The following is a 16,765-nucleotide window of genomic DNA, read 5'->3' on the forward strand; positions in this document are numbered from 1 at the left end:
GCGCCAGCGTCAACCATTGTTGACGCCCACACCTTCGTCAACTATGGTTGACGCCATGGAGGTGGAACGAATGAAGACCTTGGTGGGATCAATGGATGGCATGGGTCCGGCGGAAGCGCTGTACGCCGTTGCTGAGTTGCACAAGGAGGTAGGCCGGACGGAGGCCTCGCTGGTGCGGTCCGCGCGACAGGCGGGCTTGTCATGGGAGGCGATAGCCCTGTGCCTCGGCGTCAGCAAGCAAGCTGTGCACAAGAAGTACGGCAAACAATAGAGGGCAGAGGCGCGTTTGACTGGCATGTCCCGCGGGCGTTTTGTTGAGTGGACCAAGTAGTACCGGCCCAAGAATCGAGTACTCACTACTCGTGTTCTTTCGTGCGTGGCCCGGAACCATGATGTCTATGACACTCTATGTGATTGAACCAGCAGCCCTGGTCCACCGCTGTCAGTGCTGCGGGGAGGAAACCGAACGCGTCTTCTGCGAGGACTGCGCTGCACAGCACAACGCTCGAACACCTGCCCGGGTACCGGCATCGAACGGCTAAGGGCCTATTCCCAGAGGATTCCCGGCCCAGTATCATCGACGCCATGACGGTGAACATTGATGCGGACGGTGCTGCCTTCTCTGACCTGTCGTGCTTCCGCTGCGAGCAGGTTGGCCCGCACTGGCGCACCAAAACGGACCAGTTCGCTTGCCGCCGATGCTTTGCGATGTTCGTAGACAACACTGTGGCACCCGGTCCTGTGCAGGCCGTTTCTCAACCGCATGGCTGAAAGTAGATCGGATTCACCACAAAGGCCGGCCCCAGGTATGAAACCTGTGACCGGCCTTTGCTGTGTCTTGACTCTTGTGGACTGTCGGCGGACTATGCCCGCTTCTGCCACATGTTCAGGCTAGACGCCGTAGTAGAGCTCGAACTCATAGGGGTTCGGGCGCAGCGACAGCGGCTTGATCTCGTTCTCGTACTTGTAGTCGATCCACGTGTCGATCAGGTCCTGGGTGAAGACGCCGCCAGCCTGCAGGAACTCGTTGTCCTCGCGCAGTGCCTCAAGTGCTTCTTCCAGGGTGCCCGGAGCCTTGGGGATGTCCTTGGCTTCCTCGGCCGGGAGCTCGTAGAGGTCCTTGTCGATGGGAGCCGGGGGCTCGATGCGGTTGCGGATGCCGTCGATGCCGGCCATCAGCTGGGCGGCGAAGGCCAGGTACGGGTTGGACGAGGGGTCCGGAGCGCGGAACTCAATGCGCTTGGCCTTCGGGTTGGTGCCCGTGATCGGAATACGGATACCGGCGGAGCGGTTGCCCTGCGAGTAAACCATGTTCACGGGAGCTTCGAAGCCCTTGACCAGGCGGCGGTACGAGTTGACCGTCGGGTTGGTGAAGGCCAGGACAGCGGAAGAGTGCTTCAGCAGGCCACCGATGTACCAGCGGGCGGTGTCGGAAAGACCGGCGTAGCCCTTCTCGTCGTAGAACAGCGGTTCGCCGTTGCTCCACAGCGACTGGTGGCAGTGCATGCCCGAGCCGTTGTCACCGAAGACCGGCTTCGGCATGAAGGTTACGGACTTGCCCCAAGCGTCAGCGGTGTTCTTGATGACGTACTTGAACTTCTGGAGATCGTCAGCAGCTGCCGTCAGCGTGGTGAACTTGTAGTTGATCTCAGCCTGGCCGGCAGAGCCAACTTCGTGGTGGGAGCGCTCGACCTCAAGGCCGGCCTTGTCCAGCTCGACGCACATGGCGTCGCGGAGGTCAGCCTGCTTGTCGGTGGGGGAAACCGGGAAGTAGCCGCCCTTGACGGGGGTCTTGTAACCGAGGTTTCCGCCTTCTTCCTTGCGGCCGGTGTTCCAGTGAGCTTCTTCGGAGTCGATCTTGTAGAAGCTGCCCTGCGGGGAGGACTGGTACTGGATGTTGTCGAAGACGAAGAACTCGGCCTCGGGAGCGAAGAATGCGGTGTCGGCAATGCCGGTGGAGGCCAAGTAGGCTTCGGCCTTCTCAGCAACGCCACGGGGGTCGCGGTGGTAGGGGTCGCCTGTGCGGGGGTTCACGATGGAGAAGTTCAGCGCAAGCGTCTTCTCGATGCGGAACGTGTCGATGAATGCCGAGGTCACGTCCGGGATGAGCTGCATGTCAGACTCTGCGATGCCCTGGAAGCCGCGGATGGAAGATCCGTCAAAGAGCTGGCCGTTGACAAAGAAGTCGAGGTCAACGCTCTTCGCCGGCACGTTGAAGTGCTGCTGGACGCCCGGAAGGTCGGTGAAGCGGATATCGACGAATTTGACGTCTTCGTCTTTGATGAACTTGAGGACTTCGTCCGCAGTCTTGAACATCTATGCTCCTTATGCATATCAAGTAACAGGCCCGGAAGGCCGCGTGGGCCAGCCCATGCCGGAGGCCCGGAGACACAAAAAATTCCCCTTGCCGCGGTGGCTAGCAACTCATACCACCTTAGGGAGATGGGATTTCCCGGGGGTGTCAGTATTGTTTCCGGCAGGTTACAGAATCATCTGTTGTGTAAACGGTAGTCGGCTTTCCGGTGTCGAGTCCATGGCGGTCCACTGGGCGAACAAGTCCTTTGCCCGCGGGGGTGAGGGCCACGCAAAAGGTGAGGACCGACGTCGGGCACTTCCGTAGCCAACCGTTAGGCTTGGAGGGTGGTTGATCGTAAAGACATTGGCTCCTGGCTGAGCGGCCCGGACACGTCCGGCATTTCCAAGTATCCCGGCGAACGGTTGGGCCTCCCTGAGTCCGGTCCGGGCTCCATGGCGCGGGCCGGACGGCGAATCCTGGGCATCGTGATCGACTGGACCATTGCGTTGGTCATCAGCAACTTTGCCTTCGGCGGCAACCAATGGGCAACCTTGGGCATCTTTGCCGTGGAACAGATCCTGCTCATCGGAACATTGGGCTACAGTATCGGCCACAGGATCGCCGGAATCCATGTGGTCCGATTGGGTGGACGGCCTGCCGGTCCCTTGGCAGCACTGGTTCGGACCCTGCTCCTCTGCCTCGTGATTCCCGCGGTCATCTTCGACCCTGACCAGCGTGGGATCCATGACAAAGCCATGAACACCATCCTCATCCGGATGTAGATGACCGCCAGGTCACAAACCTCACCATCCAACGACAAAAAATCGCCCCTGTCTCTGATTCCGAGACAGGGGCGATTTCGTGTTTGAGATCAGCGTCCGCGTGCGGCCTTGCGGTCCGGGCGGGCCTTGTAAGGATCGATGCCCTTGGGGATCGGCAGCCTGTTGCCCAAGGAGTTGATGCGCTTGCTGACAGCGTTGACCTCTACCTTGGTGAGTTCGTTCTTCAGCTTACCCATGGTCTTGGCCAGTTTGCTGAGCGGGACCTGGCCTTCGCCGCGGCCACTTTCCAGGACGTGAATGGTGACGTTCGGGAGGATCCGGGCCAAGCGCTTGCGCTCAGCATCAACCAGTGGCTTCACCCGATGCGTGGGTCCTTCGCTGACCAGCACGACACCTGGCCGGCCAATGGCCATGAAGACGGCATCCTGCGTGCGCGGGTTGACAGCAACCGGCTGGTCCTGTGTGACCCAGCCGCGGCGCAACGTTCCCAGAGCAGCGCCCGAGGCGCCAGGCTGGTTCTCGATCTGTGCAAACGCAGCTTTCTCGGCACGGCGCGACAAGATGAACACGGCAGCGAGCAGACCCAGCGGAATGCCGATAATCAGGCCGGTGACCCAGTTCTCCAGCAAGAAGCCAATAAGGAACGCAACTGCCACAACGGCGAGGAAAGCCAGCAGCATGATCCAGACAACCTGGGGATCATTGCGCCGCGTCATCTTGAAGACTTCAGCGATCTGCTTCAGCTGGCTCGGCTTCTTCGCCTTCGCTTCCTTGGGCTTGCGCTGGAACAGCCCACGCTTGGGTGCGTCGGCCGAGGGGGTCGATTTGCTGGAATCAGAGGAGTTCGCCATAGTGCCTTAATTCTACGTGATGTACGCCGAAGGACCGGACGCCGTTACGGACGGTATCCGGTCCTTCGGTACTACTGTCTGGTACTGCCTAGTGATGGGCTGCCAGGATGGTGGAGGCTTCCTGGCGGGTGGTGCCGGAGGACTCGATGTGGGCCAGTTCGGCCGGGATTTCCCAGCCCTTCTTGCGCATCGCGGTGGCCCACAAACGCCCCGCCCGGTACGAGGACCGGACCAACGGCCCGGACATGACGCCGAGGAAGCCGATTTCCTCGGCTTCTTTCTGGTGGTCCACGAACTCCTGCGGCTTGACCCACCGGTCCACGGGCAGGTGCCGTTCGGAGGGGCGCAGGTACTGGGTGATCGTGATCAGGTCACAGCCGGCCTCGTGCAGGTCCCGGAGTGCTTCGGAGATTTCCTCCCGGGTCTCGCCCATGCCCAGGATCAGGTTGGACTTGGTCACCATGCCTAAGTCCCGGCCCTGGGTGATGACATCCAGGGACCTCTCGTACCGGAACGCCGGACGGATCCGCTTGAAGATCCTCGGCACGGTCTCGACGTTGTGCGCGAACACCTCGGGCTTGGCATCGCAGATCGCCTTGATGTGTTCGGGTTTGCCGGAGAAGTCCGGGATCAGCAACTCCACCCCGGTGCCCGGGTTCAGTTCGTGGATCTTGCGGACCGTCTCGGCGTACAACCAGACACCCTCATCGGCGAGGTCGTCACGGGCCACCCCGGTCACGGTGGCGTAGCGCAACTGCATGGCCTGGACACTGCGGGCCACCTTGGTGGGTTCGAACATGTCCACCGGGGACGGCTTGCCGGTATCGATCTGGCAGAAATCACAGCGCCGGGTGCACTCGGAACCGCCGATCAGGAACGTCGCTTCCTTGTCTTCCCAGCACTCGAAAATGTTCGGGCACCCGGCCTCTTCGCAGACCGTGTGCAGGCCTTCCTTCTTCACCAGGTTCTTGAGCTGGACGAATTCCGGACCCATCTGGACCTTGGCCTTGATCCACTCGGGCTTGCGTTCAACCGGGACCGCCGAGTTGCGCTGCTCAACGCGCAGCAACTTACGGCCTTCAGGTGCCAAGGTCACTGGAGTGCTCCTTCAGGGGTGGAAACGAGGGCTTCTTCATGCTTGCGGAATTCTTCCACGAAGCGGTCAACGATGTCGGCCGGGTTGATGGTCCGGCCGGTTTCCAGCGACATGGTGGTGACGCTGGCGTCAGTGATTCCGCAGGCGATGATCTGTGCGTAGGGCGCGAGGTCGTTGCTGCAGTTGATGGCGACACCGTGCATGGTGACGCCATCCAGGACGCGGATGCCAATGGCTGCGATCTTACGGTCCGGACCTTTGTCATCGGCGAGGACCCAGACGCCGGCCCGGCCCTTAACCGTGACTGCCTTGATGCCGTAGTCCGTCATGACGGCGATCATGGTGGCCTCGAGGCGTTCGACGTAGTCGCGGATGCCGGCCCGGTTTTTGAGTTTCAGGATGGGATAGGCAATGAGTTGCCCGGGGCCGTGCCACGTCAGTTTGCCACCGCGGTCCACGGGGACCACGGGAGTGCCGTCGAACGGCCGCTCGTGATCCTCGGTGAGCTTGCCTGCCGTATAGACGGCAGCGTGCTCCAAGATCAGTACGGTGCTGTTTTTCTCGCCGGCAACAACTTTGTTGTGGATTTCGCGCTGCAGGTCCCAGCCCTGCATGTAATCAACAAAATCCGGGGCAAGACCCAGTTGTGAAAACTCAAGAGTCATGGGTTCAAGCTTAGACCCAGCGTGGCACTGGCCATGATTTTGTGGTGAACCTCTCAGTCGTATCCGACGCATTGCTTTGATCCGTCTCAAGTCATGCCTGTGGATAACTTCTGCGCGAAATCGCTGAATCCGGTAGATCTTGGACATGGACAAACCGGAAAACCTCGTAGCCGCCGCTCCCGTCATTCCCGGATATTCAGTCTCCCGTCTTCTCGGAACGGGCGCCAGTTCGAGTGTTTGGCTCACCAGCCGGGACAAGGATGGGCTGCTGTTTGCCGTCAAATGCCTCACTGGGACCACTAGTCCCGCTGAAGCTGAACCCGGTGCGCCTTATGAACCTGGTTCGCCAAGTGCATGCCAGGCTGGCGGCCTTGGCAGGGCGGAGCTCATGCGTGAAGTCCGGATTCTCTCCGGCCTGAAACACGAACACCTGGTCCGGGTCCACGATGTGGTTCAGCTGGATGGTGCGGCAACAGGCTCGGTGGGACTGGTCATGGACTATGCGGCTGGCGGCTCCTTGGGAAACTTGGTGGGTGCGCGGGGTGCGTTGGGCGTCGGCGAGGCTCTGACCGTTCTGACTCCGATTGCCCAGACGCTGGCCTACCTGCACGCGAATGGATTGGTGCACGCGGACGTCTCCCCGGGCAACGTGCTCTTCACAGCTCTTGGGAAGCCGCTTCTGGCTGATCTTGGGCTCGCGAAGTTAGTGGGTGAAACCCCTGCCGGGTTCGACGCCGGGACGCCGGGTTTTGTTGACACCGTTGATCGAAGCTCGATGGGAGTGGGGGACTTGACCCTCCGCCCCGAACGCGATGTCTACGCACTGGCTGCATTGGGGTGGTACTGCTTGACGGGGACGACCCCTGCGCCGGCTCCTCGGCGTCCGCCTCTCTCCCTCCTTGTGGCTGAGGTTCCTCCTGGACTCGCGGCCGCTCTTGAGGCCGGCCTGAATCCGGATCCTGCGGCGAGGCCTTCCGCAAAGGAACTTGGGACGGCCATCTATCGCAGTGCGGCACCTGAGCCAGTGGACCTGTCCGGAGCCGTTCACCGTTCAGTACTGCCGGAATTGCTCACCCGGCGCGAAGCCGGTGGCCGCGTGCGTCGCCGCGGAGCTTCGCGTGGCTTGTCGCTTTTCCGGACCGCGATCCGGTCCGCCAGCCCCAAGCGCACCACTGTGTTCGTAGGCGCCGCAGTGGTAGTGGGGGTGCTCGGCTGGACGTCGTGGCATGCAATTCAAACGTCGAGCGAAGCAGTTTCCCAGGTCAAAAGTGGCAGGGCGCTTCTCCGGGAGCAGGACAGGATCCCGGAGGAACTCGCTGTGCGTCTTCAATCCGAAGACCCTGAGGTGGCAGTCAAGGCATTGTCCGAGTTGCGGGACATCGCGTTGGCAAGTCATCGACCGAGGCTCCTGACCCGGGTCAACGCTCCGGATTCGCCTGCCCAGGCTGCCGATGCCCATTTGATGCAGCAATTGCAGAAGGATGAAGTGAGGCTTCAGGGTCTGGTCACGACGCTCAGTGACGTGGCGACTGAGGCGACGACGGAAGCTGCAACCTCAGAAGGCGCTGCGACTGAGGATGAACGTGCCGTGGTGGCAGTCACAGCGACGACCTCGGGCTTCGAAGAAGTCAGCCGGTCCGGAACGGTTCTGGGGACCAGGGGAGCCGGCCAGGCACAAGAACTTCGGCTCGTTGTCCTCCGCTCGGACGGAGGATGGCGGATCTCCGAGATTCTTGGTCCCGGCACCTAAACTCTTGATGCGCGGGTCAGCCAAGGCATGGCGTCGGACAGGGAAGGGTGCTGCCATTGAAAGCCTGCTTCGGCCAGCCGGGTGGGCTCCATACGCTGGTTGGCCAGCACGAGTTCGTCTGCCAGGTGACCAAGAACGAGCCGGAGCGCGGGACGCGGGACGCGGCACCAGGCGGGTCGGTGGAAGGCTTTCGCGAGCCGCGCGACGATCGTGTTGACGTCCGCACTCTCGGGTGCGCAGACATTGACAGGTCCCTCCAGCCCGGACTTGAGGAGGAATGCAAGGGCTGCCGCTTCATCAGCGAGGGTGATCCAGGGCCAGTACTGGCGTCCATTTCCGAATGGCCCGCCCAAGCCGAGCTTCAGGAGGGGAAGAAGTGGACCCAGGGCGCCTCCGGTGGGGCTGAGCACCACGCCGGTCCGGGGTGAGATCACCCGCACCGTTGAGGGGGCAGTCCGCGCCATATGTTCCCATTCGACGCACAGCCCGCCCAGGACCCCGCCGCCCGCACCCGAGTCCTCGCGAAGGACATCGTTGCGGGACGCGCCGTAATACCCTGAGGCTGACTGGTTCAGGAAGGTTGCCGGCGGGCCGGAGAGGCGCCCCATGGCATCGGTCAGTGTCTTCGTCGCCTGTAGTCGTGAGTCCCGAAGCACCTTGATACGGCGCTTGGTCCAAGGTCGGTCTCCGATCCCGGCCCCGGAGAGGTTGACCACAGCGTCGGCTCCGTCCAGGACGGATTCGTCGAGCAGTCCGGCTGCCGGATCCCAGGTCCTTTCACCGGTGTTCCTGGCGGGCCTCCGGACAAGGCGAATGAGTTCGTCGCCTTGGGTAGCGAGATGGGCCGACAAGGCCGTTCCGATCATTCCTGAAGCTCCGGACATCACGATTCTCATGACCCATCTCACCACGGCCATCGCGGGTGGCCGAAACGCGCGGTGAAGCAACGGAGCGCGCCTGCCTCTTGACTATGATCGAACAATGACCTCCTCCAGCTACCTCCGCTTCCCGCATGTGCACGGCGAACTGGTCACGTTCGTGGCCGAAGACGACATCTGGATCGCCCCCATCTCGGGCGGTCGCGCCTGGCGGGTTTCCTCCCAGCAACTGCCGGCAAGAAACCCCCGGTTCACTCCCGATGGCAAGCGACTTGTTTGGACAGCTGTTGTCGGAACCTCTCCGGAGGTCGTGACAGTAGAGGTCGACGGCGGTGGATACCGGCAGCTGAGTTACTTCGGTCACAGCACCACGCGGGTCAAGGGGTTCACTCCCGCGGGTCATGTTCTGGTCACGAGCGCCTTCCAGCAGGCGGAGAGCCGCCATACGCACGCCTACAGCCTCCCGCTCGACGGAGGTTCCGCCGTCGAACTTCCCTTCGGGCCCGTCGAGGCAGTGGCTTTCGGTCCGGAAATCGGCGACGAGAAGCCGGTTGTCCTGGCCACTGTTCTGTCACGGGAACCGGCGTGGTGGAAGCGCTATAGAGGTGGCACCGCCGGAAAGTTGTGGATCGATGCGGACGGCAACGGTGAGTTTGAGCGGCTGATCCCTGAGATCGACGGAAACCTGACAGACCCGCTCTGGGTCCAGGGCCGCATTGCCTTTCTGTCTGATCATGAAGGCTATGGAAACCTGTATTCCGTGCTGCCTGACGGCACGGACGTGCGTCGCCACACCGACCACGAGGACTTCTACGTCCGGCATGCAAGCTCGGATGGCAAGAGAATTGTTTTCGAATCTGCGGGCGAACTGTGGATGCTGCCATCGCTCGATGCTGATGCCGAGGCAATCAAGCTGGACATCGCCCTGGGCTCGGCGTCACCGGCACGCCGGCCGGCACCTTTGAAATCAGCTGCGCATTTGGGCGACGTTTTCCCGAACACTTCCGGAACCGCCAGTGCTGTGGAGTCGCACGGCACGATCCATTGGCTTCGGCACAAGGACGGACCCTCGCGCGTGGTGGAAGCGACCCCGGGCGTCAGGGCACGTCTTCCGCGGCCGCTGACGGACGGGCGGATCGCCTATGTGGCAGACCACGGGGGAGTTGAGGCCATCTACATCAAGCGGATCGCACCTCGCCTCAGGGGAAATATTGAACTTCCGAAGGCTGTGGAGTCTTCTCCGGCGCCCATTGAATCTGCTGGTCTGCCTAAACCGGTATCGGCCTCATTGATTTCGGGGAACCCGGCAAACGCAGTCACGACGATTGCTGCTGTGCAGCCGGCAGCTTCGGGGCAGGGTTCGGCCGCTTCTGGCGAGGCAGGCATAGCAGAACCATCGGCGGATACGGCCGGAGGCACCATTGCCCCAGCGAGCACACCGGCAACCGATGAATCCAGCGAGATCCGCATCGACTTCCCGGCGCCGGCCAGGACCAGCGCGCTGCTGCCCAGCCCGGACGGCCGCTGGCTCGCTGTCGGAACGGCGTTCGGAGATGTGTTCGTCGCGGACACCACCGGGGGTGGACTGAGCGGACTCGTCAGCGTTGGTGAGGGCAGCATCGAGCAACTGGCTTGGTCAGCCGATTCACAGTGGCTCGCATGGTCAGAACCCGTCACCTCGTTCGGATCCCGCAGCAAGCTGCGCCTGATTCGCCCGGCAGAGCCGGATCTGGGAATCATTGACGTTACCGACGGCCGTTTCTGTGACGAATCGCCGCAGTTTACGCCGGACGGCAAATTCCTGGCATTCCTGTCCAACCGGAGTTTCGACCCCGTCTACGACGGACACTCATTCGATCTCTCCTTCCCTAGCCCCATCAAGCCGTATCTCGTCGCGCTGGCTGCGGACACGCCGTCGCCCTTTGGCCCGTCCGTGGACACGCTTGCGGAACCGGCCACCACTAAAGCAAAGGACGACGACGGCGACGTCCCGGCCGTGCGCGTGGATGCGGAGGGTCTGGCCCACCGCGTTATCGCTGTGCCCGTGCCTCAGGGCAATTACTCGGACTTGTCCGCAGCGGATGGTGCCCTTTTGTGGCTCGATACAGAACTGTCAGGTGTTACCGGCGAAGGCAAGGGAACGCTTCAGGACAAGAAGACCGCGCCGTCACTGGTGCGTTACGACCTCGCCAAGCGAAAGCAATCAACGTTGGTGGCAGCTGTGGACAGCTACCGGCTGTCCGCAGACCGTAAGCGCATTGTCTTCACGCTCGAGAAGCAGATAACCTCCGTGCCCGCGGACAGCAAGGTGGATGAGGAATCGGGCGAGCAGGTGAAGGTTGACCTCAACCGGATCCGTGTGACCCTGGACCCAGTGGCTGCTTGGGGCCAAGCTTTCGACGAAGCATGGCGGCTGCAACGTGACTTCTTCTGGACCGCCGACATGGCCGGCCAGGATTGGGATTCCGTTTACAAGAGGTACCGTCCGATCGTTGACCGTCTGGGTTCCCACGACGACCTCGTGGACCTTCTCTGGGAAATCCACGGCGAACTCGGTACCTCGCACGCGTACGTCCGGCCAGCTGCCGTGACAGAGCAGGGGCGGAACGGGCAAGGCCGGCTTGGCGCCGAACTGCAACTCGGAAAGGCCGGGTGGGAGATTACCCGCATCCTTGCGGGGGAGTCGTCCGACCCGCTGGCCACCTCGCCACTGACCCGTCCAGGCGCGGATGCAAAGGTAGGCGACGTCCTGTTGGCGATCGATGGCGTCGAACTTTCTGCTGCGCTGACACCAGCCATGCAGTTGGTGGGCGCCGCTGGACGAACCGTGGAACTGACCTTGCTCAACGGTGCAAACCACGGCGACGCCGCAGGGGTCCAGCGACGCGTTGCGGTGGTGCCCATCCGTGACGAGGAGCGCCTCCGCTACCAGGACTGGGTACATGCGAACCGTCGGACCGTTCGCGAAGCATCAGGTGGAAAGTTCGGCTACCTGCACGTGCCTGACATGATGGCCAATGGCTGGGCACAACTGCATCGTGACCTGGACACTGAGACGGCTTTGGACGGCTTGATCGTGGACGTCCGGCGTAACCGTGGGGGCCACACCTCGCAACTTGTCGCCGAGCTGATTGGCCGGAAGGTCACCGGCTGGAGCATGCCGCGCGGGGAGAAACCGCGGACGTATCCGCACCATGCTCCACGGGGTCCGGTGATTATTCTGGCTGACGAATTTGCCGGTTCCGACGGCGACATCATCACCCAGGTTTCCAAGTTGAGGGGCATCGGGCCCGTCATTGGTACCAGGACCTGGGGCGGCGTTGTGGGCATCGACAACCGTTTCGCCCTGGCTGATGGCACCGGGGTGACCCAGCCACGCTACGCCACGTGGTTTGCTGGCGGTATCGGCTGGGATGTGGAGAACCGCGGCGTGGAGCCGGACATTGAAGTTGTCTTCCCTCCGCACGCCTACGCTGCAGGCACGGACCCACAGCTGGAATACGGCATTGGCGCACTCAAGGAAATGATCCAGGAGCTGCCTACCGACAGGCCTCCGTTGCGTGAGGGATACCGCAAGGTGCGTCCGGCACCGCTTCCCGCCCGGCCGCAGCAACACTAAGAAGATGCCAAAGAGCCCCGCTGCTTCCTCTCGAGAGGAAGCAGCGGGGCTCTTTTTACTGCGGGTCTGGCTCGGTCCGGAGATGCTCCGGAGTGATGCCTGAACTAGGCAGCGAGCGTTGCGTCGAGGGTGATCTCGATGCTGGCCAAGGCACCCGAAACAGGGCAGCCTGTCTTGGCGTCTTCGGAGATGCGGCGGAAGTCTTCTTCCGACAGGCCCGGGACCTTGGCGGTCATGGTGAGGTGGCTGCCGGTGATACCGGTGCCCGGGACGAAGGTTACATCGGCCTTGGTGTGAACTTCCTCGGCGGTGAATCCCTCGCCCGCGAGAGCGTGGCTGAACGCCATGGAGAAGCACGCGGAGTGGGCTGCTGCAATCAACTCTTCGGGGCTGGTCTTGCCGCCGGACTGCTCGGTACGGGCCTTCCAGGTGACGTCGAACGTGCCGAGGCCCGAGCTGTCCAGGGTCGTGTTTCCGGCGCCCTCAATCAGGTTGCCGTTCCAAACTGTGTGTGCGGTGCGTGTTGCTGCCATGTCCACTCCTCTGGGGTCTTTGTGAATCGGCAACCAGCCCAACGGCGGTTGCCACCGGGATCAATCCTAGGGACTTCACGTCCGCGCTGCACAGCCATTCCGCTGTCAGTGGATTGTGACCCCTAGACTGACCGGATGGTTACCGAAAATCACGAAAATGCCGCGCCGGCCCGTGTCCCTGGACCCCGGATTGCATCCATTATGTTCAACGCCAAGGATGCCGCCGGGTTGGCGCAATTCTGGTCTGAGCTCCTTGGCCTTCCGGTCGTCGCGGAGCATGAGGGTTTCATCTGGCTCCGTGCCTCAGCACCCGGACAGCCGCAACTGGCCTTCCAACAAGTGGGTGCCCCAACGGAGGGTCGGAGGCGCCTTCACCTGGACATCCACGACGACGACCCCTCGGCACTGAAGGTCAGGGCCGAGGGGTTGGGTGCCGTGTTCGTCGAGGGACAGGACATTGGCGATTTTCATTGGGACGTCATGCAGGATCCTGAAGGCAACGAGTTCTGCATTGCCCAGGACTGATTCCCGGCAGTGACCGACCCTTCGGGGATTAGTTCCAGATGGTGGCGATCGCGATGTTCACCAGGGCCAAGCCACCGACGCCGTGGGCAAGGCCGGTGGAGACAGGCTCACCCTTCTTGACCTTGCGGGAGCCAATCACGGCCAAGACTGCAACGGCCGCGCCGATGGCGAACTTGATGCCGAGCTTGAAGTAGTTGGGATCGGCATCGGGCATCAGCGGCAGGAGACCCATCATGGCAATACCGGTGAGGAGCTGCAGGAAGGCGCCGTCCCGCTGCCGGGGGTGGACGGTGGGCTCCTTGATGGTGGCGATCCAGTAGCCCACGATCATGGCTGCTCCGACAATGTGCAAGAACACCAGAATGCTAAAGAGAATACTCATGGCTCCAGCTTAGCCAGTAGCTTCTACGTCCCGTAGCAAAACCACGCGGACCTCTGTCGAAGCGTTTCCCTGGGAACGAAAGAGGCGGGGCAGGTTCCGGGTTACCCCGGATCCTGCCCCGCCAAACTTTTGAGACGATGTCTACGAACGCTGGGTGTTACAGACCGAGGTCTGCTTCGAAGGCACCTTCCTCAAGGCGGGCCTTGAGGGTCTGCAGGAAGCGGCCTGCGTCCGCGCCGTCAACCAGGCGGTGATCGTAGGTCAGCGACAGGTACATCATGGAGCGGATGGCGATCGAGTCATCACCATTTTCATCAGCAACCACAACAGCGCGCTTCACGATTGCGCCGGTGCCCAGGATACCTACCTGGGGCTGGTTGATGATGGGGGTGTCGAAGAGAGCGCCAACAGAACCGATGTTGGTGATGCTGAAGGTGCCGCCGGACAGTTCGTCCGGGCCGATCTTGCCATCACGCGTGCGGCCTGCGACGTCGGCGATCTTACCGGCGAGGCCAGCCAGGTTGAGGTTGCCGGCGTCGGAGATGACCGGAACCAAGAGGCCCTTGTCGGTATCGACGGCGATCGCCAGGTGTTCGGCGTTGTGGTACGTGATCTCCTGCTTGGCTTCGTCGTAAGCAGCGTTGAGTTTGGGGTGCTGCTTGAGGGCTTCAGCCACGGCCTTGGCGATGAACGGCAGGAACGTCAGCTTGACGCCGTTCTGGGCCTGGAACGAGTTCTTGGCCTTGAGGCGGAGCTTGGCGATCTTGGTCATGTCCACCTCGTGGACCTGGGTCAGCTGCGTGGAAACCTCAAGCGATTCCCGCATGCGGCGGGCGATGACCTGACGGATACGCGGAGCCTTCTCCGTGGTGCCGCGCAGCGAAGAAGCAACCACGGGTGCTGCGGCCTTCGGAGCCGGTGCGGCGGCGGGAGCGGCAGCAGCGGGTGCTGCAGCAGCCTTCTTGGCGTCCGCGGCAGCGAGCACGTCCTGCTTGCGGATACGTCCGCCGACGCCGGTACCTGATACCGCAGCGATGTCGACGCCGTGCTGGTTGGCCAGTTTACGGACCAACGGAGTGACGTAGCCGGACTCGGAAGAAACCGACGCTTCCGAGGGCGCGGGGGCAGGTGCGGCTGCCGGTGCCGGTGCGGCTGCCGGTGCCGGAGCGGCTGCAGGGGCTGGAGCAGCTGCCGGTGCCGAAGCGGCGGGTGCCGGAGCGGCGGGTGCAGCCGGTGCTTCGGCAGCCGGAGCTGCCGGAGCCGGGGCTGCAGCACCGGAGCCAATGACGGCCAGTACTGAACCGACCTCTGCCGTTTCGTCTTCGTTGACGCGGATTTCCTGCAAGGTGCCTGCAACCGGGGACGGAATTTCGGTGTCGACCTTGTCGGTGGAAACTTCGAGCAGGGGCTCGTCAACCTCAACGGTGTCGCCGATGGCCTTGAGCCAGCGGGTGACCGTACCTTCGGTGACGCTCTCGCCGAGGGCGGGGAGGGTTACTTCGTGGCCTTCGCCGCCGGCAGCGGGTGCTTCGGCAGCGGGAGCTGCGGGGGCCTCTTCAACCGGAGCCGGTGCAGCTTCGGCGGGGGCCTCTTCAACCGGAGCCGGTGCAGCTTCGGCAGGTGCTGCCTCAGCGGCCGGAGTTGCCGAGCCTGAGCCGTCGCCGATGCGGACGAGCGGGGCGCCAACCTCTGCGGTCTCGTCTTCGGCGACGAGGATCTCTTCGATGACGCCTGCGATCGGAGAAGGGATTTCGGTGTCTACTTTGTCGGTGGAAACCTCGAGCAGCGGCTCGTCGATCTCTACCCGGTCACCAACCTGCTTGAGCCAGCGTGTGACGGTTCCTTCGGTGACACTCTCACCGAGGGCGGGCAAGTTAACGGATTCAGACATGTCGTCCCCGTTCTCCTTATTGATCTTTTGTGCGGATGAATTCTGCTGGTCCGGGTCGGGTGCATCCGGCGGATTCCGCCGCGTGCACCCGACCCGTTTGTCTTGGGTAAAGACTTAGCCGTGGAGCGGCTTGCCCGCGAGGGCGAGGTGGGCTTCGCCCAGAGTTTCGTTCTGGGTGGGGTGGGCGTGCACCAGCTGGGCCACGTCCTCCGGGTAGGCTTCCCAGTTCACGATGAGCTGCGCTTCACCGATCTGCTCACCCATACGGGAACCGATCATGTGAATGCCGACCACGGGGCCGTCCTTCTGGCGAACGAGCTTGACGATGCCACCAGTACCAAGAATGGAGCTCTTGCCGTTGCCGGCCAGGTTGTATTCCTGGGTCTCAACCTGGTCGTCGCCGAACTTCTCTTTGGCGGCCTTTTCCGTGTAGCCGACCGTTGCGATTTCAGGCTCGCAGAAGGTGACCTTGGGAATGTTGACGTCCTCGACAATGGCGGGGTTCAAACCGGCGATTTCTTCGGCGACGAAGATGCCCTGCTGGTAGCCGCGGTGTGCCAGCTGAACGCCGGGGACGATGTCGCCCACCGCGTAGATGTTGCCGACACCTGTGTGGAGGCGCTCGTTGGTGATGACGAAACCGCGGTCAATCGTGACGCCGGCTTCTTCGAAACCGAGGTTGGCGGTGACAGGGCCGCGGCCAACTGCTACAAGGAGGAGGTCGGCTTCGAACGTCTTGCCGTCTACCAGGGTGACCTTGACGCCGTCGTCGTTCTGTTCCACGCCCTGGAAGAAAATGCCGGTGCTGAACTTGATGCCGCGCTTCTTGAACGCACGCTCAAGGTTCTTGACGATCGAAGCGTCCTCATTGGGAACCAAGGAAGGAAGTCCTTCGATGATGGTGACGTCCACGCCGAAGGACTTCCAAACAGACGCGAACTCGACGCCGATCACGCCGCCGCCAAGGACGATGGCACTCTTCGGGATGTAGTCCATGGTGAGGGCTTCGTCGGAGGTGATGACCTTGCCGCCGATTTCAAGGCCCGGAAGGGACCGGGAGTACGAACCTGTTGCCAGGACAATGTTCTTGCCCGTGTACGCGGTGCCGTTCACGACGATGGTGTTGTTGCCCTGGAGCTTGCCTTCACCCTCGATAACGGTGATGCCCTTGGACTTGATGAGACCCTGGAGGCCCTTGAACTTGCCGGCGATGATGCCGTCCTTGTACGCGTTCACAGCTGACATGTCGATGCTGTCGAGTGTGACGTTCACGCCGTACTTGGCGGAATCGCGTGCATGGTCGGCCAATTCTGCCGAGTGCAGGAGTGCCTTGGTGGGGATACAGCCGTTGTGCAGGCAGGTTCCGCCGAGCTTTGCCTTTTCTACAAGGCCAACGGTGAACCCAAGCTGTACGGCCCGCAGGGCCGTGGCGTAGCCGCCGCTGCCGCCACCGAGTACCAGGATGTCGAATTCTTGCGCAGTTGCCTGATCGGCCAC

General features: G+C 62.4%; 14 protein-coding genes. 5 read left to right on the top strand and 9 right to left on the bottom strand.

The window, feature by feature from the left end; all coding sequences use genetic code 11:
* The first annotated feature begins 55 nt into the window (after positions 1 to 55).
* Positions 56 to 271, top strand: coding sequence for an AsnC family protein (locus tag ACIQC5_RS18425; RefSeq protein WP_400285631.1), 216 nt, complete (start codon positions 56 to 58; stop codon positions 269 to 271).
* A 620-nt stretch (positions 272 to 891) separates the two neighbouring features.
* Here ACIQC5_RS18425 and glnA read toward each other — a convergent pair.
* Entirely contained in the window at positions 892 to 2,316 is a 1,425-nt protein-coding gene (gene glnA / locus ACIQC5_RS18430) for a type I glutamate--ammonia ligase (protein WP_400285633.1), read from the bottom strand.
* A gap of 324 nt (positions 2,317 to 2,640) precedes the next feature.
* On the opposite strand from glnA, the gene ACIQC5_RS18435 reads away from it, so the two are divergent.
* Positions 2,641 to 3,078 (top strand): RDD family protein, encoded by a 438-nt coding sequence (locus tag ACIQC5_RS18435; protein WP_400285636.1) that lies wholly within the window; start codon positions 2,641 to 2,643, stop codon positions 3,076 to 3,078.
* Positions 3,079 to 3,167: 89 nt separating this feature from the next.
* On the opposite strand, the gene ACIQC5_RS18440 is transcribed toward ACIQC5_RS18435, so the two are convergent.
* The 3 genes from ACIQC5_RS18440 to lipB all read right to left on the bottom strand — a co-directional run bounded on the left by ACIQC5_RS18440 (position 3,168) and on the right by lipB (position 5,690).
* Positions 3,168 to 3,929 carry a DUF4191 domain-containing protein gene (locus ACIQC5_RS18440; RefSeq protein WP_400285639.1) on the bottom strand — a complete coding sequence of 254 codons (762 nt, stop codon included), beginning with the start codon at positions 3,927 to 3,929 and terminating at the stop codon, positions 3,168 to 3,170.
* 88 nt (positions 3,930 to 4,017) lie between these two features.
* Positions 4,018 to 5,025, bottom strand: a complete 1,008-nt coding sequence (lipA, locus tag ACIQC5_RS18445; RefSeq protein ID WP_400285642.1) for a lipoyl synthase — start codon at positions 5,023 to 5,025, stop codon at positions 4,018 to 4,020.
* Complete coding sequence (gene lipB, locus ACIQC5_RS18450) at positions 5,022 to 5,690, bottom strand: lipoyl(octanoyl) transferase LipB (RefSeq protein ID WP_400285644.1); 669 nt, start codon at positions 5,688 to 5,690, stop codon at positions 5,022 to 5,024. Before lipB ends, lipA begins: the two co-directional genes overlap by 4 nt.
* A gap of 145 nt (positions 5,691 to 5,835) precedes the next feature.
* Between lipB and ACIQC5_RS18455 the strand changes: the two genes are divergently transcribed.
* Complete coding sequence (locus ACIQC5_RS18455; protein WP_400285647.1) at positions 5,836 to 7,440, top strand: serine/threonine-protein kinase; 1,605 nt, start codon at positions 5,836 to 5,838, stop codon at positions 7,438 to 7,440.
* On the opposite strand, the gene ACIQC5_RS18460 is transcribed toward ACIQC5_RS18455, so the two are convergent.
* On the bottom strand, positions 7,437 to 8,336 hold the full coding sequence (locus ACIQC5_RS18460) for a TIGR01777 family oxidoreductase (RefSeq protein WP_400285650.1): 900 nt from the start codon (positions 8,334 to 8,336) through the stop codon (positions 7,437 to 7,439). The genes ACIQC5_RS18455 and ACIQC5_RS18460 overlap by 4 nt on opposite strands.
* 85 nt (positions 8,337 to 8,421) lie before the next feature.
* Here ACIQC5_RS18460 and ACIQC5_RS18465 point away from each other — a divergent pair, with 85 nt between their 5' ends.
* Positions 8,422 to 11,937: a S41 family peptidase gene (locus ACIQC5_RS18465; protein WP_400285653.1), complete on the top strand. Its 3,516-nt coding sequence runs from the start codon at positions 8,422 to 8,424 to the stop codon at positions 11,935 to 11,937.
* 104 nt (positions 11,938 to 12,041) lie between these two features.
* On the opposite strand, the gene ACIQC5_RS18470 is transcribed toward ACIQC5_RS18465, so the two are convergent.
* Complete coding sequence (locus ACIQC5_RS18470; protein ID WP_159709070.1) at positions 12,042 to 12,470, bottom strand: OsmC family protein; 429 nt, start codon at positions 12,468 to 12,470, stop codon at positions 12,042 to 12,044.
* Between the two features lie 135 nt (positions 12,471 to 12,605).
* On the opposite strand from ACIQC5_RS18470, the gene ACIQC5_RS18475 reads away from it, so the two are divergent.
* Positions 12,606 to 12,995, top strand: coding sequence for a VOC family protein (locus ACIQC5_RS18475; protein ID WP_400285656.1), 390 nt, complete (start codon positions 12,606 to 12,608; stop codon positions 12,993 to 12,995).
* Between the two features lie 28 nt (positions 12,996 to 13,023).
* Here ACIQC5_RS18475 and ACIQC5_RS18480 read toward each other — a convergent pair whose 3' ends face one another.
* The 3 genes from ACIQC5_RS18480 to lpdA all read right to left on the bottom strand — a co-directional run bounded on the left by ACIQC5_RS18480 (position 13,024) and on the right by lpdA (position 16,765).
* The gene (locus ACIQC5_RS18480; protein ID WP_400285659.1) at positions 13,024 to 13,377 is read right to left on the bottom strand and encodes a hypothetical protein; all 354 of its coding nucleotides are present in this window, start codon (positions 13,375 to 13,377) and stop codon (positions 13,024 to 13,026) included.
* A gap of 157 nt (positions 13,378 to 13,534) precedes the next feature.
* Positions 13,535 to 15,268, bottom strand: a complete 1,734-nt coding sequence (gene sucB, locus ACIQC5_RS18485; protein ID WP_400285661.1) for a 2-oxoglutarate dehydrogenase, E2 component, dihydrolipoamide succinyltransferase — start codon at positions 15,266 to 15,268, stop codon at positions 13,535 to 13,537.
* 114 nt (positions 15,269 to 15,382) lie between these two features.
* On the bottom strand, positions 15,383 to 16,765 hold the full coding sequence (gene lpdA, locus ACIQC5_RS18490; protein WP_400285664.1) for a dihydrolipoyl dehydrogenase: 1,383 nt from the start codon (positions 16,763 to 16,765) through the stop codon (positions 15,383 to 15,385).

The sequence above is a fragment of the Paenarthrobacter sp. NPDC092416 genome, assembly GCF_044755025.1.
Lineage (GTDB): Bacteria > Actinomycetota > Actinomycetes > Actinomycetales > Micrococcaceae > Arthrobacter.

Excerpts from the sequence above, each read along its gene's own strand:
- ACIQC5_RS18425 (WP_400285631.1), top strand. The coding sequence starts at position 56 with ATGGAGGTGGAACGAATGAAGACCTTGGTGGGATCAATGGATGGCATG.
- ACIQC5_RS18475 (WP_400285656.1), top strand. The coding sequence starts at position 12,606 with ATGGTTACCGAAAATCACGAAAATGCCGCGCCGGCCCGTGTCCCTGGA.
- lipB (WP_400285644.1), bottom strand. The coding sequence starts at position 5,690 with ATGACTCTTGAGTTTTCACAACTGGGTCTTGCCCCGGATTTTGTTGAT.
- glnA (WP_400285633.1), bottom strand. The coding sequence starts at position 2,316 with ATGTTCAAGACTGCGGACGAAGTCCTCAAGTTCATCAAAGACGAAGAC.
- ACIQC5_RS18460 (WP_400285650.1), bottom strand. The coding sequence starts at position 8,336 with ATGAGAATCGTGATGTCCGGAGCTTCAGGAATGATCGGAACGGCCTTG.
- ACIQC5_RS18455 (WP_400285647.1), top strand. The coding sequence starts at position 5,836 with ATGGACAAACCGGAAAACCTCGTAGCCGCCGCTCCCGTCATTCCCGGA.
- ACIQC5_RS18470 (WP_159709070.1), bottom strand. The coding sequence starts at position 12,470 with ATGGCAGCAACACGCACCGCACACACAGTTTGGAACGGCAACCTGATT.
- sucB (WP_400285661.1), bottom strand. The coding sequence starts at position 15,268 with ATGTCTGAATCCGTTAACTTGCCCGCCCTCGGTGAGAGTGTCACCGAA.
- ACIQC5_RS18440 (WP_400285639.1), bottom strand. The coding sequence starts at position 3,929 with ATGGCGAACTCCTCTGATTCCAGCAAATCGACCCCCTCGGCCGACGCA.
- ACIQC5_RS18480 (WP_400285659.1), bottom strand. The coding sequence starts at position 13,377 with ATGAGTATTCTCTTTAGCATTCTGGTGTTCTTGCACATTGTCGGAGCA.
- ACIQC5_RS18465 (WP_400285653.1), top strand. The coding sequence starts at position 8,422 with ATGACCTCCTCCAGCTACCTCCGCTTCCCGCATGTGCACGGCGAACTG.